We start from the raw sequence: 22,150 nt of genomic DNA, 5'->3' as shown, positions 1-22,150 counted from the left end.
TACTCCTGATTTATGATACTTTTTTCCATAGGTACTCAATCCATTTGCGTATCTCGATCATACCAAATACCCACAGTGCCAATAAACCGATCATCTTCAACGACTCAGCATTTAATGGCAGTGTATGAAAGACATCTGAAAGTGCATAAATCGCAAATAGCTGCAGTATCAGTCCTATTCCTATACCGTAAAAAATATAAGGATTGATCTGTAAGGATCTTTTGATATTTTTCAAAAAGGGTTCATGCTCTTTGAGTGATTGTAAACCGTTGATCCATGTAGCAATGATAAAGGCTGTAAAAAGTGTGGATATGGCACTCTCTTTTCCGTAGTGATACAGCATCCAGACATATAAAAAGAGTGAACCTAAACTGATCACTAGTGCGGCATAAAGTACCCGTAAAAGCTGTACTTTATCTAAAAATTGTTTGTGCAGTTTGGTTGGTGCTCTATTCATGACATCTTCTTCATCTTTTAAAAATGGAAAGGTTTTATCCAACGCACTGTCTGCAACAAGATTGATCCATAAGATCTGCACAGGATAAAGCGGCAGCGGCAATGCCATTAAGATCGCACCGGTGATGAGGATGACTTCATCCAAACTCGTAGAGACGAGAAAATAGATCGCTTTGCGTATATTGCTGGCAATCGTACGACCCTGCCTGATCGCATCAACAATGACAGAGAGATTATTATTAGCAAGCACCATTTTTGCAGTAGATTTTGCTGCATCGGTACCGTCTCCCATAGCAATACCCAGATCTGCAGCTCTTAGGGCAGGAACATCATTGGCACCATCACCTGTAACGGCAACGATCTCTCCCTGTTTCTGCAGTGTTTTGACGATGCGGTATTTATGTTCGGGAAGAACTCTTGCCCAAACAGTGACCTTTGGTAAAATCTTCTCCAGTGTCGCATCATCCATACCATTAAGTTCTTTCCCGGTAACAACTAAATCTCCCTCTTTGTATATATTGACTGATCTTGCTACAGCAGCAGCTGTAAGGGGGTTGTCTCCTGTGATCATCAACACTTTCAGACCTGCTTTTTGTGCCGTTTGAACTGCCTCTAGAACCCCCTCTTTAGGAGGATCTAAAAAGCCTACCAACCCTACGATCTCAATTTTCCATTTATCAATATCATCAGTCATGTGTTCACCCATACCCAATGCAATGACTCGTAAACCATTGGAAGCCAACTTGTCATGCTCTTTTTCAAGGGTCTTAAAATCTTCCTGATTCGTGGCAAACTCTTTGAGTGATTCAAAAGCACCTTTAACAAAGATCTTGTGCTCTTTTTGGATCATATTTGAGCTTGCCATCAGTCTATGTTTGGTATCAAAAGGATAGAGGTTGACGCGTGGATATTTTTGTCTGATGCTTTTATACTCTTTTCCGACCCAAAGTGCAAGGGCGGTATCTATCGGATCACCTTTCCCCTCTATCGATTCATTGGCAAGTGCTGAAACGGTTTGTGAAAAGGTTTCATGGAGAGAAAAAACATCTTTTACATGGAGTTTTCCCTGGGTGATCGTACCTGTCTTATCGGATGCAATGACCGTAGCACTGCCTAATGTTTCAACAGAGGGCAAGTGACGGATATAGACTTTTCTGACACTAAGTGTCATCGCACCGATCGTGAGTACCAGTGTTACAACGATCGGCAGACCTTCCGGTACGGCAGAAACCAGTTCGGCGATAACCAGATAAATAACTTCAATGATCTCTCTACCCTGCCAAAGGGCAAGGACAGCAGTTAGTGTAATCATTATAAGTAAGATAAACATATGTTTTCTGATAAAAACTTCCAGTGCTTTGGTCAATGGTGTGTCAGGAGACTCCTCTTTTGCTTTACCTGCAATAGAGGCGAGATAAGTCTTTTGGGCAGTAAATACAACAAATCCTTCTGCTTTTCCTTTGGTTACCGTAGTACCAGACAGTGCCATATTGTCCAATTCATAGGGTAATGTTTCCTTAGGCAGGATAAGATTCGCATCTTTTTGTACCGGTACAGATTCTCCTGTAAGGATCGATTCATCGATCACCACTCCTATTGTGTCAAAGAGGCGAATATCAGCAGGTACGATATCTCCTTCGCTCAAAATGATGACATCTCCGGGTACAAGCTCGGCAGAGGAGATAGAGAATGCCCGATTTTCACGTTTTACCTGTGTTTTGCTTTCCGTTAATTTTTTCAGTGCTTTGATGGATGAGAGTGCTTTGACCTCCTGCCAAAACCCGATCAAGGAATTGATCAGGATGATAAGCAGTATCAGCAATCCTTCATGCAGTTTTCCCAAAAAGAGAGAAAGTAGAGCAGCAACTACCAGTACATAGACCAAAGGGCTTTTAAACTGTGCTAGAAAGAGTATAAAAAGATTGTGCTTTTTTTCTTGAATTTCATTTAAACCGTAGATAGAGAGGTTTTTTTCTACAGCAGCATTACTTAACCCCTCTTTTGAGGTTTCCAACTGTTCTGTTAATGATTTAAGCGTTTCACAATGAGGATGTTCTGAAATTATCATTATTTGCCCCTCTTCACATACTACTTTTAAGTAGTACTCTTTAAAGTATTTTATCCTAAAAATAGTATTTTGCTAAAGTCATTGACTACCGGTAATCATTTGAACATTAGTTTAGATTTGAAAGGTATCTACTCCGTATCCACCTTTCCCCGCAAGCGCTTCTTTCCGGCATGCTTTTTCTTTGATTGCAATCGTCGATTAACAGAGCCTTTCGTTGGCTTAGTCGCAATACGCTTTTTTTGAATAACATTAACACTTTTGATAAGCTCTGTCAAACGCTCAAGCGCCTCATCCCTGTTTTGCTCCTGACTGCGATGCTGTTGTGATTTGATGACGATGATGCCCTCTTTGGTAATGCGCTTATCCTTGAGTGAGAGAAGCTTCTCCTTGTAAAAATCCGGCAGTGACGAGGCGGCAATATCAAAACGCAGATGGATTGCTACGGAGGTTTTGTTGACCTTCTGGCCGCCGGAACCCTGCGCGCGGATAGCTTCAAAGGTGATTTCATTATCATCCAGAGAAATATTGTTTGAAATATTTAGCACAGGAACTCCTTTTTAAACCAAGCCAACTCATCCAACTTTTCCCATGGATACTCTGCATATCCGATCTGCCCTTTTGCAGCGATATCGGCATAGAGGAAAGTCTCTTCACTTGGACGATCCAGACCAAACTTCTCTGTGATCCATCTTGGAGTAAGTGAAAACTTATCAGCGATGATCTCTGACAGTTCCTCATCTTTCATTTCTGTCAGACTTGTATGCTGTGTATCAACAGTGACGGAAGCAGGTCTGGGTTCTGCGATGACATAGGAGAGCTGTATAAGTGCCTTTTTAGCCAAGCCTGCTGCAACGATATGTTTAGCCAGCCATCTGGCGGCATAGAGTGCTGTTCGATCGACTTTAGTGTAGTCTTTGGAGCTTTGCGATCCTCCTCCTATGGGGGCATAACCGCCATAGGTATCACAAACCACCTTTCTACCAGTCAAACCAGAATCTGCGATGGGTGAATGTTTAACGAACCGTCCTGTATTGTTGATATAAAACACTATGTTATCTTCATCAAAATGGCCTGCTTCAAATTTCACATTCTCAATGATGATCTTTTTGACCAATCTCTTGACTTCTTTTAGTTCTACATCTTTGTTATGTGAAATGGCTACAATGATCTTTGCAATGCGTTGGGGGTTACAATTATCAAAATTTTCTTTACTGCCGTAATCCATTATGACCTCTGTTTTAAGATCCACACCGAAAGTCTCCGGATGATCAAGAGCATACCGATACAATACATCTCTGATCTCTCTGGCATAGGCAAAAGCTGTAGGCATATAGTCTTCTCGTTCACTGGTCGCATAACCAAACATCATTCCCTGATCCCCTGCCCCTATCTCACCCTCTTCTTTGACCACTCCCATAGTGATATCTGAAGATTGTTTACTGACATAGACTTGAATATCTGTATCATCGGGAAAAAGGGTTTCACCTCTCTCAAACCCAACTTCGGGATACCCTATCTGTTTTAATGCTTTTTGGGTGATCTCTTCATAAAAAGCAGGATCAAGAGGAACTTTGGTTTTCACTTCACCACCTATGATGATATGTTTACCGCTTATAAATACTTCGGTTGCCACTTTGGAATCAGGATCTAGTTGAAGCAAGGTATCCACGATAGAATCGGCAATAATATCAGCACATTTATCCGGATGACCAGCTGAAACAGCCTCTGAAGCAAAAAGATACATAATATTCCTCCTTTTTTTACATAGTAACAAATTTAGTGAGTATTTTCAACGTTTCTCTTGTATTGTTTTTAAAAATATTTCTTTATTTTTATTATTATGGAAGACAAAACTTACTTTCATATCATCTCTCTCTTCTAAAAAATCCTTAACCGTTTCGTAGGCTATTTGTGCAGATTTCTCTTTGGGGTAGCCGTATATACCTGTAGATATAGCCGGGAAAGCGATATCTTTACACCCAAGTTCAACGGCTATTTTAAGTGCGTTTATGTAGCATGATGCTAAAAGTAAAGCACAATTATCACCGCACTGATGATAGACAGGTCCTACGGTATGGATGACATACTTTGCCGGTAGACTTCCTCCTGTTGTTACCACAGCTTCTCCCGTAGGTAATCCATCCGGGTACTGCTCTTTTCGGATCTTTCGGCAGGCTTCAAGGATCTGAGCTCCCCCTGCTCTGTGTATCGCTCCATCTACACCGCCGCCGCCCATAAGTGAACTATTTGCTGCATTGACGATCACACAGACATTTTCCTTGGTGATGTCACCTGTTTTGATGATGATCTTATCCATCATTTTGCCTTTAAAAAATATTTACCCTATAATATCATAAAAAGAGAAGTGAAGTCAGCATGACAGAATAAGCGATATCAAGGGAACCTATGGAAAATGAATTTATTCTAACGATGATCAAAGCCTCCGGAGGATTGGGACTTTTTCTGCTGGGGATGATTGTTATGACAGAGGGATTACGATCCTTAGCTGGAGATACGATGAGAAATGCTTTGATGCGTTTCACAAAAAGCCCTTATTCAGGTGCAACAACGGGTGCGATTACCACTGCACTGCTTCAATCCTCCAGTGCCACAACAGTTATGGCTGTCGGGTTTGTCGGTGCCGGACTGTTAGCCTTTCCCCAGGCACTGGGGATCATCTTTGGTGCCAATATCGGTTCGACAGTTACCGGCTGGGTGGTTGCTTTGCTTGGATTCAAACTCCATCTTGGGACGATCGTGCTGCCTATCATACTTCTTGGTGTGATGCTCAAACTTTTTTTTAAAGATAAATTTGCTTCATTTGGTTATACCTTGGCTGGTTTTGGTCTGATCTTTGTCGGGATCTCCCTGATGCAGGAGGGTATGGGTGGGCTTGAAGGGATCATCACTCCAGAATACCTACCCGCAGATTCGTGGATAGGAAGATTGAAACTAGTTGCACTAGGTATCCTCGCAACACTCATTACTCAAGCTTCAAGCGCGGGTGTTGCAGCAACACTGACGGCACTCTATGCCAATGCGATCAGCTTCGAGCAGGCAGCAGCACTTGTCATCGGTATGGATGTTGGAACCACAGTAACAGCCGCGATGGCTTCGATTGGAGGATCCGTGAATGTCCGCAGAACAGGATTTTCACACATTATCTACAATCTGTTTACCGGAGTGATGGCTCTCTTCCTGATCACACCCTATATCTATCTATGGGAGACCTTAGCAGAGGGTGCTTTGATGAAAAATGCAGAAATCGCCCTTGTCGCTTTTCATACTTCTTTTAATATACTTGGTGTCCTGATCATTCTGCCCTTTACCCATCAATTTGCACACCTGATAGAAAAGATCATCCCATCCAAAGAACCAATATTTACCGAGAAACTGGATAAGAGATTGCTCGAAGAGCCAAATTTGGCACTGGAAGCTGCACGTATTTCAGCACAGAATGAGTTCATCGCACTTCTACAGCATATAAACTTTATCCTGGGAGATGTAGAATATGGCAAAAAATCCAATCTGACATTACTCCAATCATCCCTGGATAAAACTCATCACTATATTGATGAGATAAATCCAAAGCGGGAAAAACATGCCAGGTGGAAAAAATTGATATCACTGATACATATACTCGATCATGAACAACGCCTTCATGAACGTTGTGAAGAGGAGGAATACAGAGCCAGACTTGTACAAAAATCTCCGGAGTTGCACAGTGAGCATAAGCATTTGATCACTAGCAACAATAAGATCATCTCTGCCATTTCTTCCAAAAGATTTTCCGATGCCAGAAAGTATGCCCAGACGAACGAAAAACTCATCATAAAATCTATGGAGTCCTATAGAAATATGATAACAGAGAAGATGGCTAAAGATGAGATCAATATACCATTAGGAACCAGCAAGCTTGAAGCGGACAGGTGGCTTATTCGGGTAAGTCATCATATAGCACGCATTACATACCATATGGAAAAAGCAGTTTTGTCTACTGGAAAGTAATTGAACTCTCTGAATAACTTAGCACTCATAATGGGTTTTGCTAATGTCTAATAATTACTTCTCATTGGTAACATTTTATTAACAAAAACATTATAGTATAATCTGCAAGGAGTACTTAATGAAACATTTTATTATTTTCATAGCATCTTTTTTTCTATTTATCATACAAGTTGATGCCAAAGAAAAAGCAGATCAAACACAATCCATAAAAAAATTAATTAAACAGATCAAAAATAGTTCTTCTGATGACAGAAGAGTTGCGATGAATAAACTAAAAATAGAACTTAGAACAATGAACAAAGAGACAAGAAAAAAGGTTATGCTGGATCTACAGAACTCTTTTGCTAAAAACAGTACAGGAAGACAAATATCTCATAAAAGATCTGGAATCACAAACAGCTCTCAGCGCTCTATGAAGGGTCAGCAACAAGGGGTACCCATGCAGCAGCAGCACCGTACTCCAACTCCTGTAAGGAATGCACCTGCCCCAACACCTATGAGACCTATTTCACCTCCCAGACATGGTCAACCAGGAGGACATAGGTGAAGTTTTTTCAGATAGTACTATCTGTTTTACTGCTCTCATCAGTTCTTGTGGCATATGAAGATCAAGATATTGATGGTGTAGATGACAGTATAGATCTCTGTCACAATACTCCTTTTGATGTCATTGTAGATGAAAGAGGATGCCCCTATGATAAAAAAATTTTAGGGAAAATCACACTACAGATAGGGAGTGATATTAGCTTCAATACACTATCAGACCCCATAAGTAATTTCAATCTATTTGCAAATTATACTTACGACCACTGGAATTTTTCTTTATCAAACACAAACTATAATACAACAAACCTAAACATAGTGGATAGCTCCGAAAACAACCTTTATCTGACTATGGGATACCTTTTTCAAGAGGGTTCCTTTAACACCAGAGTATCAGTAGGAACAAAATTTGATCTAACAGATAGAGATACAGGCAACAGAGACAATGATTTCTATAGTTCCATTAATTTTGAGTACATTATAAATAAAAAACAAAATATTTTTCTCTATTACAATTATACATTTAGCGGTGACAGTCCTACTGTAGATTATGAGAATTTTCACTCTTCTTCCATAGGAACCGGCTATGCATTGAGTGATAAATGGTATAGTGCGATCTCTTACAATTATTCTACCTCATATTACCCTGAATCAGAAGCATATCAAGCTATTTCCTGGTTTAACTCTTATGCTATATCAAAAGATTTCTATGTTACATGTAACTATGCTTATACCTTAGATGATATCTCTTATGATCATATTGTATCCTTTAACATTGGAGTACATTTTGACTAAACTACTCCTTCTTGAAGATGACCCGATCCTTTCCAAAACACTCATAAAATACCTTACACATCATGATTATGAGGTAGATTGGGCAAAAAATGGTGAAGAGGCGATGGATCTTAGCTATGAGAACAACTATAACCTTTATCTTTTTGATATCAATGTACCTCTGCTCAACGGAGTTGATCTGCTATCAGCACTTAGAGATGCGGAAGATCTCACTCCCACTATTATCATCAGTGCTTTAGTAGATGTAGGGTCTATTACCAAAGGATTTATTGCCGGGGCGGATGACTATATGAAAAAGCCTTTTGACCCGGAAGAACTTCTCGTAAGAATAAAGGCAAAAACAAGTAGCCTCAAAGAGAGATTGAAATTTAAAGATTTTGAAATAGATATACAAAAAGAAGAAATTTTTCATAAAGGAAAAGAGATATATTTAGGTCTGGTACAAAAGAATCTTTTAATTTCCCTTATAAAAAATCAACCCAACCCTGTCACCAAAGATGAGCTTATGTTACTACTGGATAAACCTTCTGATCTTGCACTCAGGGTCAATATCTCAAAACTTAAAAAAAATCTGAATATAGAGATCAGCAATGTACGAGGAGTCGGTTATAAAATTATCTGAAAAAGAGTCCCTTCTTAAAAGTTTTGTTCTGTTTTTTCTTGTCATAGAGGTTTTTTTATCTTTTATTTTCTATCAGTATGAGAAGATCGAAGAGGAGCATATGAGAGAAAATCTTTTTTTAGAGATGAAAAATTATAGTTTTTTCTTTGACGATGAACGTTTTGATATCGATATCGTAGCCAAGTCTTCGAAAGAACAATTGTATGAACTCTACTTCGACAAAGACTCACTCTATATTTTAGTTCCTTTCCCTGCGAATCAAGATGATCTAGTTAAAGTATTTTATCCTAAAAAAGAGTATAAAGCACTCTTGGATGTTATGCGGCACTCCATCCTTTTACAATTTATTTTTCTCTCTTTGATCGCTATCTTGATCTCATTACTGTTCGCTTTTTATTCACTCAGTCCCCTAAGGAAATCTCTGGAACTCCTGGAAACCTTCATCAAAGATATCATACACGACCTCAATACGCCTATCACATCCATACTCATCAATCTCAAGATGATGGATGCAAAAAATGAAGAGGTTGAGAGCATTACAAAAAGTACAAAAACCATTTCAATGTTACACAATAATCTCAATACTTATCTTCAGGAAGCACAGTTTGCAAGTGAAAAGTTCAATCTTAGAGAGCTTATAGATGAACAGGTTGACTTTTTTGCTCCCATGTATGACTATCTCCAATGGGATGTTGATATAGAGAATATCGTACTCAAAAGTGACAAAAATGCATTTTCCAGAGTCATTTACAATATTTTAAGTAATGCTTGTAAATACAATACTTCTGATGGTTCCATCACCATAAAAACCCACAATAATATTCTTTCCATCTCAAACACCAGCTACGGCATTAAAAACCCTTCAAAGATATTTGAGCGTTTTTATAAAGAGAGTGATCGAGGATTAGGTATTGGATTACATATTGTAGAAGCGTTATGCAAACAACTTCATATAGAAAAGAAACTCCTTGTAAAAAACAACATCGTTACTATACACCTATATCTGGATAAGGTAACACTGAATTAACAATTCTATTTTATACTTCCGACTGTTATATACAAAAGGAGAAAAAATGATAAAAAAATATTTAATAGGTTCAGCCTTAACAGCAACCCTACTTTTAGTAGGTTGTGGAAGCAGTAGCAGTGATACAGTAGCTACTGTAAGCGATACTGGTGATACAGTAACCAGCACAACTGGCTACTTGGTTGATTCAGCTGTGCAAAATGTTGATTATGACTGTGTTACAGATAATGAGCTCGATAAGGTAACAGGAATTAACGGTGCATTTACTTGCCGTAATATGAATCAAGTTCGATTTAGACTTGGAGAGTTAGTACTTGGAGAGATCGATGCATTACCGGCAGATGGGTATGTACTTCCTCAAGACCTTGTAGGTGCTAATAGAGAAAACATTATGGATGAAAGAGTAACAGCGATGGCACAACTTCTTCAATCACTGGATGAAGATGGCAATGTAACAAATGGTATTCAAATCCCTGAAGAAGTAAAAGCACTTTTAGAAACTGGTAATTTTACTGCTTCAGGTCTAAATATGTATCTGGAAGGTACATCTATAGACCCTGCACGCATTCGTACTCAAACAGAGGCTAGAGAACACTTAAGAGGTACAATGCAAGAGCTACTTGGCACAGCAACACAAACTGCTGCCCAAGGAGGAAATGGTCTTGATCTTTCAATTTACCCTGAATCTAACTTAACAGAAGAACAAAAGTATACCATTGCCTATATGTGGAATGAGGAGAAATTAGCAAAAGATATTTATCTTGCCCTCAATGATATCTACCCTACTCAACAGCTTGAAAAGATAGCTACACAAGCAGAAACAAAACATCAAGCATTAGTAGAAGAATTGGTACAAAGATATGATCTCAATATCACAAATTTAGTGGACTATTCAGAGAGTTATTCAGAAGCAGAATTAAGAGCATTTGCACCTGGTGAATTTGGAATTCAAGAAATACAAGACCTTTATGATGTACTTTACGAAAAAGGAAGTCAATCACAACAAGATGCACTTGAAGTAGGATGTATGGTAGAAGTAGTAGATATCAATGACCTTAATGAAGATATTGCCATTGCAGAAGAGACAAATGCTTCAGATTTAGTTGCAGTATTTAACGTTCTGCGTGACGGAAGCTACAGCCACTACTGGGCATTTGACAAAGGTCTTAAAAACATGAATGTAACTGAAGGGTGTTGTTCTCTTGGTCAGGAATATTGTCATCCTGAATATCCACAAAACAGTAAAGGAAATATGTAAATACTCTTACAGGATCTATCACGATCACCCCATCCTAAATTAAACTTAGGGTGGGATCATTTAACTACCTATTCACACTCTAACAATAAAATCTTTTAGCAATATCTTTCCCCTTTTTATTAATCCAAAAAGTAACATAGAAGTAACAATACTATTTTATACTTTTCCTATCCTAAGGAATACAATTATTAGGAAATTATTTTTAAGGATAAACAATGAAAAAATTAATTTTGTCTGCAGGTTTAATGACAGTTGGTTTGTTGGCTACAGACTTTTCACAAATGTCAATAGCAGAACTAAATGCAATGAGAGGCTCAGTATCTACACAAGATAAAAGTGCCTATAAAGCAGAAGTACAAAACCGACTTAAAGCAATGGATGAAGCAGAGAGGAATACCTATAGAGCAGAACGCAGAAATGGTTCTTCTAGCGGAGAAGGATCAATGAAACAACACAGATATAGATCGGGATCTGGTTCTGGTGGAGGTGGTATGCATCGAGGCAGTGGCGGTGGTGGTGGGAGAAGATAGCTAGTCTACCCTATATGGGATTGATCTCCCTTTTTCTCCTTCTTTGGAGGATTATTTTCAAAAACTTAACTATTCATAACTGGTTCATTTTAGAACATTAAAATGTTTATCTATGATAGCAGAAGTAGGATCTTCATACTACTCGAAGTTATCATATCTACTCTACATAAAAGGAATTATAATGCGTTACTTTATCTTCTTTATCTCTATTCTTTTACTGCTTGGTTGCGGGCCTGGTGATCACATGGATGATGACAGCATGGATGAAAATACCATGGATAGTACTACTACAGAGGTCACCCCTACAAGTACCACACTCTATTATGGTGATATAACAAACGATGATGTTGTTGCTCTTGATACGACAGAAATGCAACTTAAAGAGCGTATCAGCAGCAATGGTGAATATCCTTATGAAGTGGCCCAAGCTTTAGGTGAAGAGCTTTATGTTATCAATAGAGCTGACTACACTATAGGCATTTTAGATAGCAGGACCAATACCATTAATGATGAAGTAGCGTTAAGCTTTTACCCGCGTTCCATAAATATTAATAACAGTGATATCTTACTGACAAGCGCTAATGAACCGGCTGCTGCGGTTATTACATCAAATATAGCTTCAGATTCTTATACTGATTCCTCTTATGTGGAGCCCATATCTTACGGAGGGGAGAATGCAACAGGACATCCGGTTTGGGTTGATGATAACTATTTTTTACTCTTGGATAGAACCGAAAACACTATAGAACTTTACCACAAAGACAGCTACACTCCTATCTCTAAACTAAGCACACAAAGCTCTGTGCATCATGTGATGTACAAAAATGGATACTATTATGGTATCAGTGAGGGAGAACAAAATACAGTTTCTCCGGGGATCGTTAAATTTTCTGTAGCAAATGGAAGAATAACACTTTCCATAGAACGATTGCTTAGTTCACTCTCTGGTCTACCCGATGATTTTAATAGCGCTTCCTGGGGTGCACATCATGGAGCTTTCCACCCTACTGCTGATTATATCTATATCGGTTCAGCTGAGGGTAATGTATTTGTATTGGATCTTGTAAACTTAAACTTGGCAGATACATTCAAATCTGGAAAAGGTGTGGGACACTTTACTTTTTATAACAATATACTAATTACAACAAACCATTATGATACTTTTAAATCATTTTATGATGCAACTGATCCAACATCACATAAGTTCATAAAAGAGTTGAACTTTTCTGATCAAATCTATTCTGGCATAACGATGCAATCACATACATCGCATATCGTAGATAACAAGCTCTATTTTATGTTTAATACTGATCAAGACAGTACACTTTACAAAATAGATCTGGAAAAGATCATTATTGAAAATAGCTTAACCTTAGAAAACAGTTACTGTTTGATGGGTAGTTTTATTGAGAGTACAACTACTGGCAGCATGTAGATTTCTCTATATAAAAATGATTTTAGCGATAGTAACTGATCTGGGCAGAAGTTTCAGATCAGTTGATGCTATAATACATATTATAAAGGGGAGTTTTCATGCCAAAGTCACACAAACTTGTTTATGCTATTTATGTGGTTGTATGGATCATCATGGCGATAAACCCCAAATATCCTCAAGATTGGCTTCTTGAAAATGTACTGGTGTTCCTCATTTTCCCTTTCATCGTATGGATGGATAAAAAACATAACTATAGCCTCATAAGTATCATTTTACTACTTATATTTGCCTCTTTGCATTCTTTAGGAACGCATTATACCTATGCTGAGATGGAGCATTTTGATGGTATCACACAGTTTTTTGGCTTTGAGAGGAACCATTTTGACCGGTTGGTACATTTTCTCTTTGGTCTACTTATTTTCAGGATACTTTTTGAAATGATCACTCCTGGTATAAGCAGTATTAAAACCGCTTTACTCTTCACCTTTACAATGGTCATCTCTATCTCGACTCTGTATGAAATGCTTGAATGGCTTGCAGCAATCACATTCCATCCAGAACTTGGCATCGCATTTCTGGGAACACAAGGGGACGTATGGGATTCACAACAAGATACACTTGCTGCGATGATAGGTGCTTTGATAAATCTGGCTTTTTATAAAAACTATAAGAAGCTGTTAGATTATAATCGTGACAGATGATTTATCTGATATGACCATATTCCATACCAAGTTTCAGTAGATCACTGTTGATCTGATATTTTTTAAAAGCGACATCATCTATATGCTTGTGATGAAATCCGTAACCGCTGTAACATATAACACTACATTTTTTCCCTTCAAGCAAACCATCTATAGCATGTGTCACAAAGTTAAAAGCCATAAGACGGTCATAAACTGTAGGATTTCCACCACGCTGTATATGCCCTAAAACCATTATTCGAGACTCTATACCTATCTCTTCCTTAAACCATTGGGCAATTTGCTCTGAATTATTTAAAGCTTCAGAGACAACAGCGATAAAATACTCTCTACCCTCTTTGATCTGTTTTTGGAAACGCTCTTTGTAGTTGTCTAACTCATAGGGTATTTCCGGTATAAGACACATCTCTGCACCTGAAGTAAGCGCTGAGACAAGAGCCAGATAACCACACTCTCTTCCCATCGCTTCTACAACAAAAGCTCGACTGAATGAAGAGGCTGTATCACGTATAGAGTCTATAGCAAACTTATTGACATTCAATGCCGTATCTACACCCAGACAGTATTCTGTACCAGCTATATCATTATCGATAGTAGAGGGAATACCGGAAAATCTTATACCTTCACTCTCATCAGCAAGTTTCTGCATCCCTTTAAACGAACCATCTCCACCCATAACGATCAGATACTCTATTTGATGAGACTTGAGGTTATCAAGGGCCTGTTTACGGTATGTTTGTTCCATAAAGCGTTTTGAGCGTGCTGTATGTATCTTGGTACCACCACTGGAGATGATGCCTGCAACATCACTGTAGTTAGCTTTAACTATTTTATTCTCTATTAAACCTTCAAACCCATGATATATGAAATACGGTGTAAGGCCTTTTGCTATACTGTATTCAACAAAACGTTTTAGTGCAGCATTCATTCCTGAAACATCACCGCCTGAACAGAGTATGGCTATATTTTTCATGGTTTGCCTTTTTTTGAGTGTTTAATTAAAAAATTATAACATTAAATTACCCTGCCCTACAGAAAAGATAAAAAAATATGTATAATATTTACAGAGGTATTAGCATGAAAAAAGTGTCAAAAGAGAATTCTGAAACGTTAAAACAGATCAAAACCATTATAAGTGACCCAAGTTTTGTGGTTGCAGAGGATGATAAAGACTTTCTTTGCTCTGATGAAGCCAGAGGAGTAAGACTTCAACTTGATTATCTCAAAGCAGAGGTCAAAATGCAAAAACAAGGTATTGATCATACTATTGTTGTGTTTGGAAGTGCTCGCATAGTTGAATTTGACACTGCAATGAAAGAACTGAAAAAGATTGAGAAAGAATTAGAGAAGTCTCCACATTCAGAGGTACTTTTAAGTGCTCTAAAAAGAGCCGAAAGTATGGTAAGAAAGAGTCTCTATTATGATGAGGCACGCAAATTTGGGCAACTGGTCGGGAAGAGTGGTAAAAGTCCTGAAGATTGTCATGTAACACTGATGACAGGCGGTGGACCAGGTATCATGGAAGCAGCCAATCGCGGTGCATTGGATGTCGGTGCTAAATCCATAGGGCTTAATATTGAACTATCACATGAACAGTTTCCAAACCCATACATCACTCCTGAATTTTGTTTCCAGTTTCGTTATTTTGGTATACGTAAACTACACTTTATGCAACGAGCCAAAGCTCTGGTTATCTTTCCCGGTGGTTTTGGTACACTAGATGAACTCTTTGAGATATTAACACTAATACAAACAATGAAGAGCCCTTCTATACCTATTGTTTTGCTTGGCAAAGAGTATTGGCAAAGAGTTGTTGACTTTGAATTTTTAAAAGAAGAAGATGTTATTTCATCCAATGATCTTGACATGGTTATCTCTGTAGATAATGCTGATGAGGCTTGGGAAAAGATCATTCAATGGCATGAAGAAAACAAAACACCACTTTTTTAGAGCTTCCCTTAAGAAAGAGTCTGCTAAATTAAAAATAATTGAACCCCATTATGAGTACCTAGGTTATTCATGGGGTTGAAGAGATAAAAAAGGTCTTAGATGGAAATCACTCTCTTTTTTGAAGCATTATGGCAACTGAGCATTGCTATGGCTTCATATATCCTCTTTGGATTACTCTTTGCCGGAATTCTGCATGAGCTGGTACCAGCTAGCATCGTTACCAAACACTTAGGTAAAGACAACATCTCTTCTGTGGTTAAATCAACGGTATTTGGCATCCCACTTCCTGTTTGCTCTTGTGGTGTCATCCCCTTAGCTACTTCCATCAAAAAGTCCGGTGCGAGTAAAGGTGCCACTCTCTCTTTTCTTATCTCAACTCCCATCACCGGAGTGGATTCCATTATGGCTACCTATGGGATATTTGGGTGGATATTTACGATCTATCGTGCTGTTACTTCAATGATCATCGCAATGGTCGCAGGTATTTTGACCAATATTTTCGATAAAGATGCAGAGATCAAAAAACCATCTTTTTCTGCTGTTGCACCACAAGCAACCTCATTTACTATGAATGCACCAGCTAAAGAAGAAAGCTGTTGCTCTACTGATAGTTGTTGCGACAGTGGTAGTGGGAGTAAAAAGTTTTCATTTATAGCTGCGATGAAATACGCCTTTGACACCTTGCTCGGCGATATCGCCAAACCACTCTTTTGGGGATTGCTTCTGGGAGCACTCATTACAGTTGCTATCCCTGAAAACTTGAGTGAAGTCCTTAAAGATTCCAATTGGCTCTCGTACCTCATAGTCATCGCTATTGCAGTACCTATGTACGTCTGTGCAACTGCTTCCCTACCCATCGCTGCAGGACTTATGCTCTCAGGTGTGAGTGCAGGAGCTGCTTTTGTTTTTCTCAGTGCAGGTCCTGCAACGAATACAGTGACCATAGGTGTAGTTAAAAAGATGCTTGGTACGCGTTCTTTAGCTATCTACTTGGGAAGTATTATCATGGGAAGTATCCTCTTTGGTTTAGGGCTTGACTATATTTTTGATATCACCTCTATAGACCCTGCTTCACTCATACACCTGCATGAAGAGGCAGGTTTGATTGATACGATAAGTGCTATTATTCTTTGGGGATTTTTGTTATGGTTTATCACAAAACCATACTTTACAAAGAAGAGTGACTGTAATAGTGGAAGTTGTTGCTCATAACTTCCACTATACACTTTAACTCATAGAGGTATCATCTGAAAGCGTTCTTTTTTTAATAGTAGTATTATTCTCTTTTGTTTCATTGCTCTCTTGAGATTTTATTTCCTCTTTTTTCATATCTACCTTTTTCGTCTCAACTTTTGGTGTGACAGGCTGAATTTTCATGGCTGCTTTCTTCTTCCCAATGCTCACCACAAGTTTCCCATTTTTATAAGCTGTTGTGATAGCCCCCGTATCTGCCATCGTTTGGAAGGGTCATGCTTTGTTGATACATACGAACTGAACGGGATTGGCTAACACCATATTGACTTTTCTTTTTCTGCTCTTGTACTATCTTAGCAGTGATAGACATTACACGGTCAGCCGTATTGATCTCTATATAGTTTTCTTTACTCTCAGGAATATTCGTTGCAAGTTCATAATGATCCCCTTTATCTGCCAGTTGATTTTGTACTGCCATTTTATAGGTACCTGAAGGACTGACAAGTCCGGAAGAACGTTGTAGCCTACGTTGCTGCATACGGTCAAACATTTTGTCCATGTTACGTTGCATCTGCATCATCTCTTAAAAAATATCATCTCCGAATGGATCGTTGAAGAAAGGGTCATTAAACTGATTTTGTGCCTGAAGTGAAAGTGTTGCGACAAGAGGCAACACAAAAAGCGAAAGTTTTTTTGTGAACATGATTTGCTCCTTATAATTGGTTTCTATTCCAAATTATAAAAAGTAAAGTTTAACCGTTTTTTAATCGCATTGTTAAATCATCCATACTTAATTCACTTACATCTTCTTTACCCATCACAGCGAGTAATGACCGTACACCATGCAAAAGTTCATTATGGTAACTGGCTACATATTTGGCTTTTTGTAAAACAAGATATTTGCTTCGTTTTCCTTCATCCATAGTAGCTAAACCAACAGGACAGTTTCTTCCCCCTGCCCCGGAACATGTCCTTGCACGTATACACCCTGCAGAGATCATGAATCCTCTCGCAATGTTTATGAAGTCAGCACCATAACATAAAAGCTCAACTACATCATCGGGGGTCAGTACTTTTTCTGCAGCGATGATCTTTAGTTCTTCACGCAGTCCATATTCATTTAAAATATCATTTACAATAATTAGGGCTTCTCGTATAGGTAAACCTATCTTACTCATCATCTCAAGTGGTGCTGTAGCTGAACCACCATCTCCACCATCTATGGTAAGGAAATCAGCGATGCTTTTGCCTTCCTCTTTTCTACTTTTAAGTGCCTTGGCATAGAGTTCAAAATCTTCTTTCGTTGAAATGACTATCTTAAATCCTACGGGTTTGTTTGAAAGCTCTTGCAGATGAGAGATAAAATCAAAGAAAGTATCCATATCTTGAGCATAAGGAAAACGATTGGGGCTGATAAGGTCTTGATGTGCAGGTACACCACGATAGTAAGCAATGTCATCACTCACTTTTATAGCCAGGAGTTTACCTCCCGTCTGTTTAGCACCTTGTGCAAGTTTTACTTCTGTCATACGGCAAAAACTCATCACTTTTTTGTAACGCGCTTCATCAAACTTGCCCGTAGCATCTCTCACACCATATAGCCCGCTTCCCATTTGAAAAGTAATATCCGGTACACCATCAGGTACATTTTTTGGGAACAGATCGAATGCTCTACTCCAATCAATACGAAAATAAACCAGTTTAATATTATCAAATATAAAAGAGCCTCTGTCTTTTTGTCGCACAACCATCTTTCTGTAGACACGCTGTGCAACTTCTTTGTTAGTAATAAAACATAGAAGTTTATAGACTGATCTCGCGAACAAGGTTCCCTCTCTCATCTCAAGATAAGAGGTATTACAGTCAGTACAGTGCAGTGTAGCCAAGAAGTTTGATGTCAGACCACCTTCACCGGTATTGATCGGGAACTCACCCTTAAATGCTCCCATAGAGAACGCCCGTGTCCCCTCTGGTGAAATGGCTCCGTCACTCATGGCTGAACGCCCAACTATACTTTTACTCACATAGGGCTTTTTTCTATTTTTACCAAAAACAACAGAAAAATCTTTTTGTACTTCATCTACCTCTTTTACAAAATTAGTATGCTTAAAAAGTGTCTTTTGATTGGCATAAGATTTTGTAGGTGAAAACGAAAGATAAGGGTTTTCTTTGCTTGCCACCTTGTTAATCCACTCCAGTTTTTCAAAAGAGTTATAAAAGGTTTCATCTCCAAAGTATTGACGCATAGGGTTTCGCAACATATAAAAGAGGTATCTCATGCGTCCTATGAGTGGGTAATTGATAAGAAGTTGATTTTCCCTTTGTATAAACCTGTCATAAATGGCAACAGCGATCATCACCAGTAACAGTACAATGATCAAGAGCTTAAGCAACACACCCCAATCAGCAGCAAAAAGTGGAAAGTAGGCAAGTAGATTTTCTTTATTCATCACTTCCATCCTTAAACAATAGACGATCTAAACTGTATTTTCCTGCACCAAAACTTGCAAAGAGCATAAGAAACAGCAGATAATAAAGAGGGATCTCAAATCCATTGTTTGCCACAGCAAATCCATTGGGAGCATGGACAAACAATATGGCACCTACCATGACAAAAGAGAGTAATACGGAGATATAACGGGTAAATAACCCTAAGATCAAAAGTACGATCCCCATAGTCTCAATACCAGAGACCAAATAGGAAGCCAATACAGGAAAAGGGATAGAGAGACTTTCAAACCACTTTACTGTATCTGAAAAATTATTTATCTTAACCAGTGCAGGCATGGCAAACCCATACGCAATGGTTAGCCGTGCAGCTAAAAAAATGAGATTTCTAGGATACGAAAAGAGAACGGCGACTTCAGCTAAAATATTCTTCATCAAACTTCCTTCAAGTACACAAATATTGCATAGAATAATTATACACTTTTGATCGTGTAGCCTTTATGCACTAATTTTGAATTGGAATACTTCATGAAAAAACTTCTTTTGATCCTGTTATTATCCCCTCTATTACTTTTTGCACAATCTAATGTCACCCTACAAGTCTTAGGTTCAGGTGGACCAGAGAGTGGTGACAAACGTGCCTCATCAGGCTACATCATATGGATAGATGGAAAGAGTAAGATCCTCATAGACTTTGGAGGTGGCGCGTCCCTGCGCTTTGAAGAAGCAGGTGCACGCATACAAGACTTGGAAGTCATCTTACTTACACACCTGCATGTAGACCATACTGCTGACCTCCCTGCTCTGCTTAAGTCAAGTTTTTTTACAAGAGCCTCAGGTGATCTGCATGTTTATGGACCAGATAAAAATGTCTTTATGCCAAGTACAAAAAGTTTCGTAAACAGACTCTTTGCTGATGGAAAAGGTGCATGGCAATACTTAGGTGACCATTTAGACGGCCGCGCCACGCTGCAACTTAAAGCCCATAATATCTCTAAAAATTTAAAAGCAAAAGTAATCTACAGAAAAGGTGATATCAGCATCAAAGCCGTAAGTGTGCATCATGGTCCCATACCTGCTATTGCATATAGAATAGAAATAGGTAAAAAAAGTATCACATTTTCCGGTGACATGAATGGAGACTATCATACACTGGAAAAACTGGCAAAATATACTAACATCTTAGTGGTACACAATGCTATACCCAAAGGCTCCAAGGGTGTCGCTGCAAAACTGCACATGACTCCGTATACTATTGGTCAGATAGCAAAAATATCAGGAACAAAAATGCTTGTACTCTCTCATAGGATGTTAAGAACACTGGGGAAAGAGAAAGAGACAAAGAGTGAAATAAGAAAATATTACAAGGGTAATATTAAATTTGCAGATGACAAGAGTCGTTACAAGCTTTAACTAGCTGTAGCTCTAAAGCGACATTCGCCCAGTGTAATGGTCTTTCCCTTTTGTATCTCAGATAAAATGTACTTAAGAGTGCCTTGCACATCAGTGTCAGGCATCTCTTCTTCTATCATACGAAGTGCATCTTTTTGACTGGTTTTCATCCATTTTTTTTCAAAGGTATCCCGGGGAGGAAAAGTAAAACTCATGATCTACCTACTCTCTACAGCCTCACATGCAGGACTAAGAAGAATACGTAATACCAAATCACTTAGCCGATTTCGCCACAAACCTAAGCCAGCTATACCCAAATAGACCTGCAAATAGCGAGGCTGCCAATATCCCTACTTTGGCTTGAAAGATAAGTTCAGGACTATTTATAAACGCCAAGTCTGCCACAAAGATGGACATCGTAAACCCTATACCACCTAAAAATGCTACACCAAAGATCTGGCTCATGGTACTGCCTTGTGGAAGTGTTGCCATCTTAAGTTTGATAGCTAGCCATGCCACACCAAAAATACCCAAGACTTTACCAAGTATTAGCCCAGCTATAATTCCCATAGATACAGGAGTCATAATCGTAGTTCCTATAGAGCTAAAATCGATAGCTATACCCGCATTTGCCAGTGCAAAGAGAGGGATGACTATAAGTGCTACAGGTAGGTGCAAGTCCTTCTCCAGTCTCGCAGCTGGTGTACCTATGTCATTTATATTATCTTGTAGCTTTAGAAGGATGGCTTTTTGTCTTTCACTCATACCATCCTTATCATCTATAGGGTAACTGTCATACTCATCCAGTAAAACCTTAGCATCTTGTCTAAAATCCCCAGGGACACGTTTGGGTTTAGAAGGTATGGATAAAGCAGCGATAACACCTGCGATAGTCGCATGAACACCCGATTCAAGCATGAAAAACCACATAAAAAATCCTACTATAAAGTAAGGCAATATTAGGTGAATACCAAAACGGTTAAATGCAACCATTATTAAAAAAGAACCCCCAGCCAAAGCCAATGGAAGCATATGTATCTGCTCTGTATAAAAAAGTGCTATCACTATAACAGCACCCAAGTCATCTACAATAGCAAGTGCAACTAAAAATGTAACCAATGCAGGAGGTACGCGCTTACCTAAGAGTACCAAAGCAGAAATGGCAAAAGCAATATCTGTAGCCATAGGAATACCCCAACCACCGGCACCTTCAGTACCTGTAGTAATACTAAGATAGATCAATGCAGGAATCAACATACCACCAATAGCTGCCAATATAGGTAAAATGGCCACTTTTATATTTGAAAGTTCGCCGACCAATATCTCTCTTTTTATCTCTAAACCAATAATAAAGAAAAAGATAGCCATCAAGCCATCATTGATCCAATGATGAATGCTATGGGAAAGTTTCCATGAAGCCACATTAAAATCTACTTTTATATGAAAAAAGTGTGCATATGTTTCGGTAAGTGGTGAGTTAGCCAGTATCAGTGCGAGTATAGTCATAAACATCAAGACCATACCTGTTGTAGTTTGGGCATGCAAGAAATGTTCAAATGGTGTAGAGACTTTTTTAAAAGCTTTTTCCCATGGAGCGTATAGTTTCATATCGTTTCTTTTCTGTTGAATTTTAAAAAATATTATACAAGGCTAGTATTAGAGGTTACCTTAACTCTTGCGAAAGCTTAACAATGCATGACTATACACTTCAAGATATGTACAA

At 38.6% G+C, this 22,150-nt stretch carries 23 protein-coding genes; 12 read left to right on the top strand and 11 right to left on the bottom strand.

Annotation, left to right across the window (positions count from 1 at the left end; genetic code table 11):
* Positions 1-10 precede the first annotated feature (10 nt).
* The 4 genes from ACLHDG_RS07015 to ACLHDG_RS07000 all read right to left on the bottom strand — a co-directional run bounded on the left by ACLHDG_RS07015 (position 11) and on the right by ACLHDG_RS07000 (position 4,841).
* Positions 11-2,524 carry a cation-translocating P-type ATPase gene (locus tag ACLHDG_RS07015; protein ID WP_415408294.1) on the bottom strand — a complete coding sequence of 838 codons (2,514 nt, stop codon included), beginning with the start codon at positions 2,522-2,524 and terminating at the stop codon, positions 11-13.
* 128 nt (positions 2,525-2,652) lie between these two features.
* Positions 2,653-3,069, bottom strand: coding sequence for an alternative ribosome rescue aminoacyl-tRNA hydrolase ArfB (arfB, locus tag ACLHDG_RS07010; protein WP_415408293.1), 417 nt, complete (start codon positions 3,067-3,069; stop codon positions 2,653-2,655).
* On the bottom strand, positions 3,063-4,268 hold the full coding sequence (metK, locus tag ACLHDG_RS07005; protein WP_415408292.1) for a methionine adenosyltransferase: 1,206 nt from the start codon (positions 4,266-4,268) through the stop codon (positions 3,063-3,065). The genes arfB and metK overlap by 7 nt, the downstream gene beginning before the upstream one ends.
* Positions 4,269-4,313: 45 nt before the next feature.
* Positions 4,314-4,841 carry an O-acetyl-ADP-ribose deacetylase gene (locus ACLHDG_RS07000; protein ID WP_415408291.1) on the bottom strand — a complete coding sequence of 176 codons (528 nt, stop codon included), beginning with the start codon at positions 4,839-4,841 and terminating at the stop codon, positions 4,314-4,316.
* A gap of 89 nt (positions 4,842-4,930) precedes the next feature.
* On the opposite strand from ACLHDG_RS07000, the gene ACLHDG_RS06995 reads away from it, so the two are divergent.
* The 9 genes from ACLHDG_RS06995 to ACLHDG_RS06955 all read left to right on the top strand — a co-directional run bounded on the left by ACLHDG_RS06995 (position 4,931) and on the right by ACLHDG_RS06955 (position 13,443).
* Positions 4,931-6,532, top strand: coding sequence for a Na/Pi cotransporter family protein (locus tag ACLHDG_RS06995; protein ID WP_415408290.1), 1,602 nt, complete (start codon positions 4,931-4,933; stop codon positions 6,530-6,532).
* Positions 6,533-6,650: 118 nt separating this feature from the next.
* Positions 6,651-7,079: a hypothetical protein gene (locus ACLHDG_RS06990; RefSeq protein ID WP_415408289.1), complete on the top strand. Its 429-nt coding sequence runs from the start codon at positions 6,651-6,653 to the stop codon at positions 7,077-7,079.
* Positions 7,076-7,870 (top strand): hypothetical protein, encoded by a 795-nt coding sequence (locus ACLHDG_RS06985; RefSeq protein ID WP_415408288.1) that lies wholly within the window; start codon positions 7,076-7,078, stop codon positions 7,868-7,870. Before ACLHDG_RS06990 ends, ACLHDG_RS06985 begins: the two co-directional genes overlap by 4 nt.
* Positions 7,863-8,492, top strand: coding sequence for a response regulator transcription factor (locus tag ACLHDG_RS06980; RefSeq protein ID WP_415408287.1), 630 nt, complete (start codon positions 7,863-7,865; stop codon positions 8,490-8,492). The genes ACLHDG_RS06985 and ACLHDG_RS06980 overlap by 8 nt, the downstream gene beginning before the upstream one ends.
* Positions 8,461-9,519: a sensor histidine kinase gene (locus tag ACLHDG_RS06975; protein ID WP_415408286.1), complete on the top strand. Its 1,059-nt coding sequence runs from the start codon at positions 8,461-8,463 to the stop codon at positions 9,517-9,519. Before ACLHDG_RS06980 ends, ACLHDG_RS06975 begins: the two co-directional genes overlap by 32 nt.
* A 46-nt stretch (positions 9,520-9,565) precedes the next feature.
* Positions 9,566-10,777 carry a DUF2202 domain-containing protein gene (locus ACLHDG_RS06970; RefSeq protein WP_415408285.1) on the top strand — a complete coding sequence of 404 codons (1,212 nt, stop codon included), beginning with the start codon at positions 9,566-9,568 and terminating at the stop codon, positions 10,775-10,777.
* A 215-nt stretch (positions 10,778-10,992) separates the two neighbouring features.
* Positions 10,993-11,307 (top strand): DUF1104 domain-containing protein, encoded by a 315-nt coding sequence (locus ACLHDG_RS06965; RefSeq protein ID WP_415408284.1) that lies wholly within the window; start codon positions 10,993-10,995, stop codon positions 11,305-11,307.
* Positions 11,308-11,488: 181 nt separating this feature from the next.
* Positions 11,489-12,742 (top strand): YncE family protein, encoded by a 1,254-nt coding sequence (locus tag ACLHDG_RS06960; protein WP_415408283.1) that lies wholly within the window; start codon positions 11,489-11,491, stop codon positions 12,740-12,742.
* Positions 12,743-12,840: 98 nt separating this feature from the next.
* The gene (locus ACLHDG_RS06955; protein WP_415408282.1) at positions 12,841-13,443 is read left to right on the top strand and encodes a DUF2238 domain-containing protein; all 603 of its coding nucleotides are present in this window, start codon (positions 12,841-12,843) and stop codon (positions 13,441-13,443) included.
* A 1-nt stretch (position 13,444) separates the two neighbouring features.
* Here ACLHDG_RS06955 and ACLHDG_RS06950 read toward each other — a convergent pair whose 3' ends face one another.
* The gene (locus tag ACLHDG_RS06950) at positions 13,445-14,416 is read right to left on the bottom strand and encodes a 6-phosphofructokinase (protein WP_415408281.1); all 972 of its coding nucleotides are present in this window, start codon (positions 14,414-14,416) and stop codon (positions 13,445-13,447) included.
* 104 nt (positions 14,417-14,520) lie between these two features.
* Here ACLHDG_RS06950 and ACLHDG_RS06945 point away from each other — a divergent pair, with 104 nt between their 5' ends.
* Together ACLHDG_RS06945 and ACLHDG_RS06940 are read left to right on the top strand one after the other, a co-directional pair.
* On the top strand, positions 14,521-15,393 hold the full coding sequence (locus ACLHDG_RS06945) for an LOG family protein (protein WP_415408280.1): 873 nt from the start codon (positions 14,521-14,523) through the stop codon (positions 15,391-15,393).
* 99 nt (positions 15,394-15,492) lie between these two features.
* Entirely contained in the window at positions 15,493-16,605 is a 1,113-nt protein-coding gene (locus ACLHDG_RS06940) for an SO_0444 family Cu/Zn efflux transporter (RefSeq protein ID WP_415408279.1), read from the top strand.
* Positions 16,606-16,620: 15 nt separating this feature from the next.
* Here ACLHDG_RS06940 and ACLHDG_RS06935 read toward each other — a convergent pair whose 3' ends face one another.
* The 4 genes from ACLHDG_RS06935 to ACLHDG_RS06920 all read right to left on the bottom strand — a co-directional run bounded on the left by ACLHDG_RS06935 (position 16,621) and on the right by ACLHDG_RS06920 (position 19,470).
* On the bottom strand, positions 16,621-16,770 hold the full coding sequence (locus ACLHDG_RS06935; RefSeq protein ID WP_415408278.1) for a hypothetical protein: 150 nt from the start codon (positions 16,768-16,770) through the stop codon (positions 16,621-16,623).
* A 43-nt stretch (positions 16,771-16,813) separates the two neighbouring features.
* Positions 16,814-17,158: an Hsp20 family protein gene (locus ACLHDG_RS06930; protein WP_415408277.1), complete on the bottom strand. Its 345-nt coding sequence runs from the start codon at positions 17,156-17,158 to the stop codon at positions 16,814-16,816.
* 181 nt (positions 17,159-17,339) lie between these two features.
* On the bottom strand, positions 17,340-19,037 hold the full coding sequence (locus ACLHDG_RS06925) for a glutamate synthase-related protein (RefSeq protein WP_415408276.1): 1,698 nt from the start codon (positions 19,035-19,037) through the stop codon (positions 17,340-17,342).
* On the bottom strand, positions 19,030-19,470 hold the full coding sequence (locus ACLHDG_RS06920; protein WP_415408275.1) for a DoxX family protein: 441 nt from the start codon (positions 19,468-19,470) through the stop codon (positions 19,030-19,032). The genes ACLHDG_RS06925 and ACLHDG_RS06920 overlap by 8 nt, the downstream gene beginning before the upstream one ends.
* Before the next feature lie 93 nt (positions 19,471-19,563).
* Between ACLHDG_RS06920 and ACLHDG_RS06915 the strand changes: the two genes are divergently transcribed.
* Positions 19,564-20,448: an MBL fold metallo-hydrolase gene (locus ACLHDG_RS06915; protein ID WP_415408274.1), complete on the top strand. Its 885-nt coding sequence runs from the start codon at positions 19,564-19,566 to the stop codon at positions 20,446-20,448.
* Here the strand turns inward: ACLHDG_RS06915 and ACLHDG_RS06910 are convergent.
* A complete protein-coding gene (locus ACLHDG_RS06910) occupies positions 20,445-20,642 on the bottom strand; it encodes a hypothetical protein (RefSeq protein ID WP_415408273.1) in 198 nt (65 codons plus the stop codon). The genes ACLHDG_RS06915 and ACLHDG_RS06910 overlap by 4 nt on opposite strands.
* 58 nt (positions 20,643-20,700) lie before the next feature.
* Positions 20,701-22,035 (bottom strand): Na+/H+ antiporter NhaA, encoded by a 1,335-nt coding sequence (gene nhaA, locus ACLHDG_RS06905; protein WP_415408272.1) that lies wholly within the window; start codon positions 22,033-22,035, stop codon positions 20,701-20,703.
* Positions 22,036-22,150 lie beyond the last annotated feature (115 nt).

The sequence above is a fragment of the Sulfurovum iocasae genome (genome assembly GCF_047716765.1).
Classification (GTDB): Bacteria; Campylobacterota; Campylobacteria; order Campylobacterales; family Sulfurovaceae; genus Sulfurovum.
This window is presented reverse-complemented; position numbering and strand designations above follow the sequence as displayed.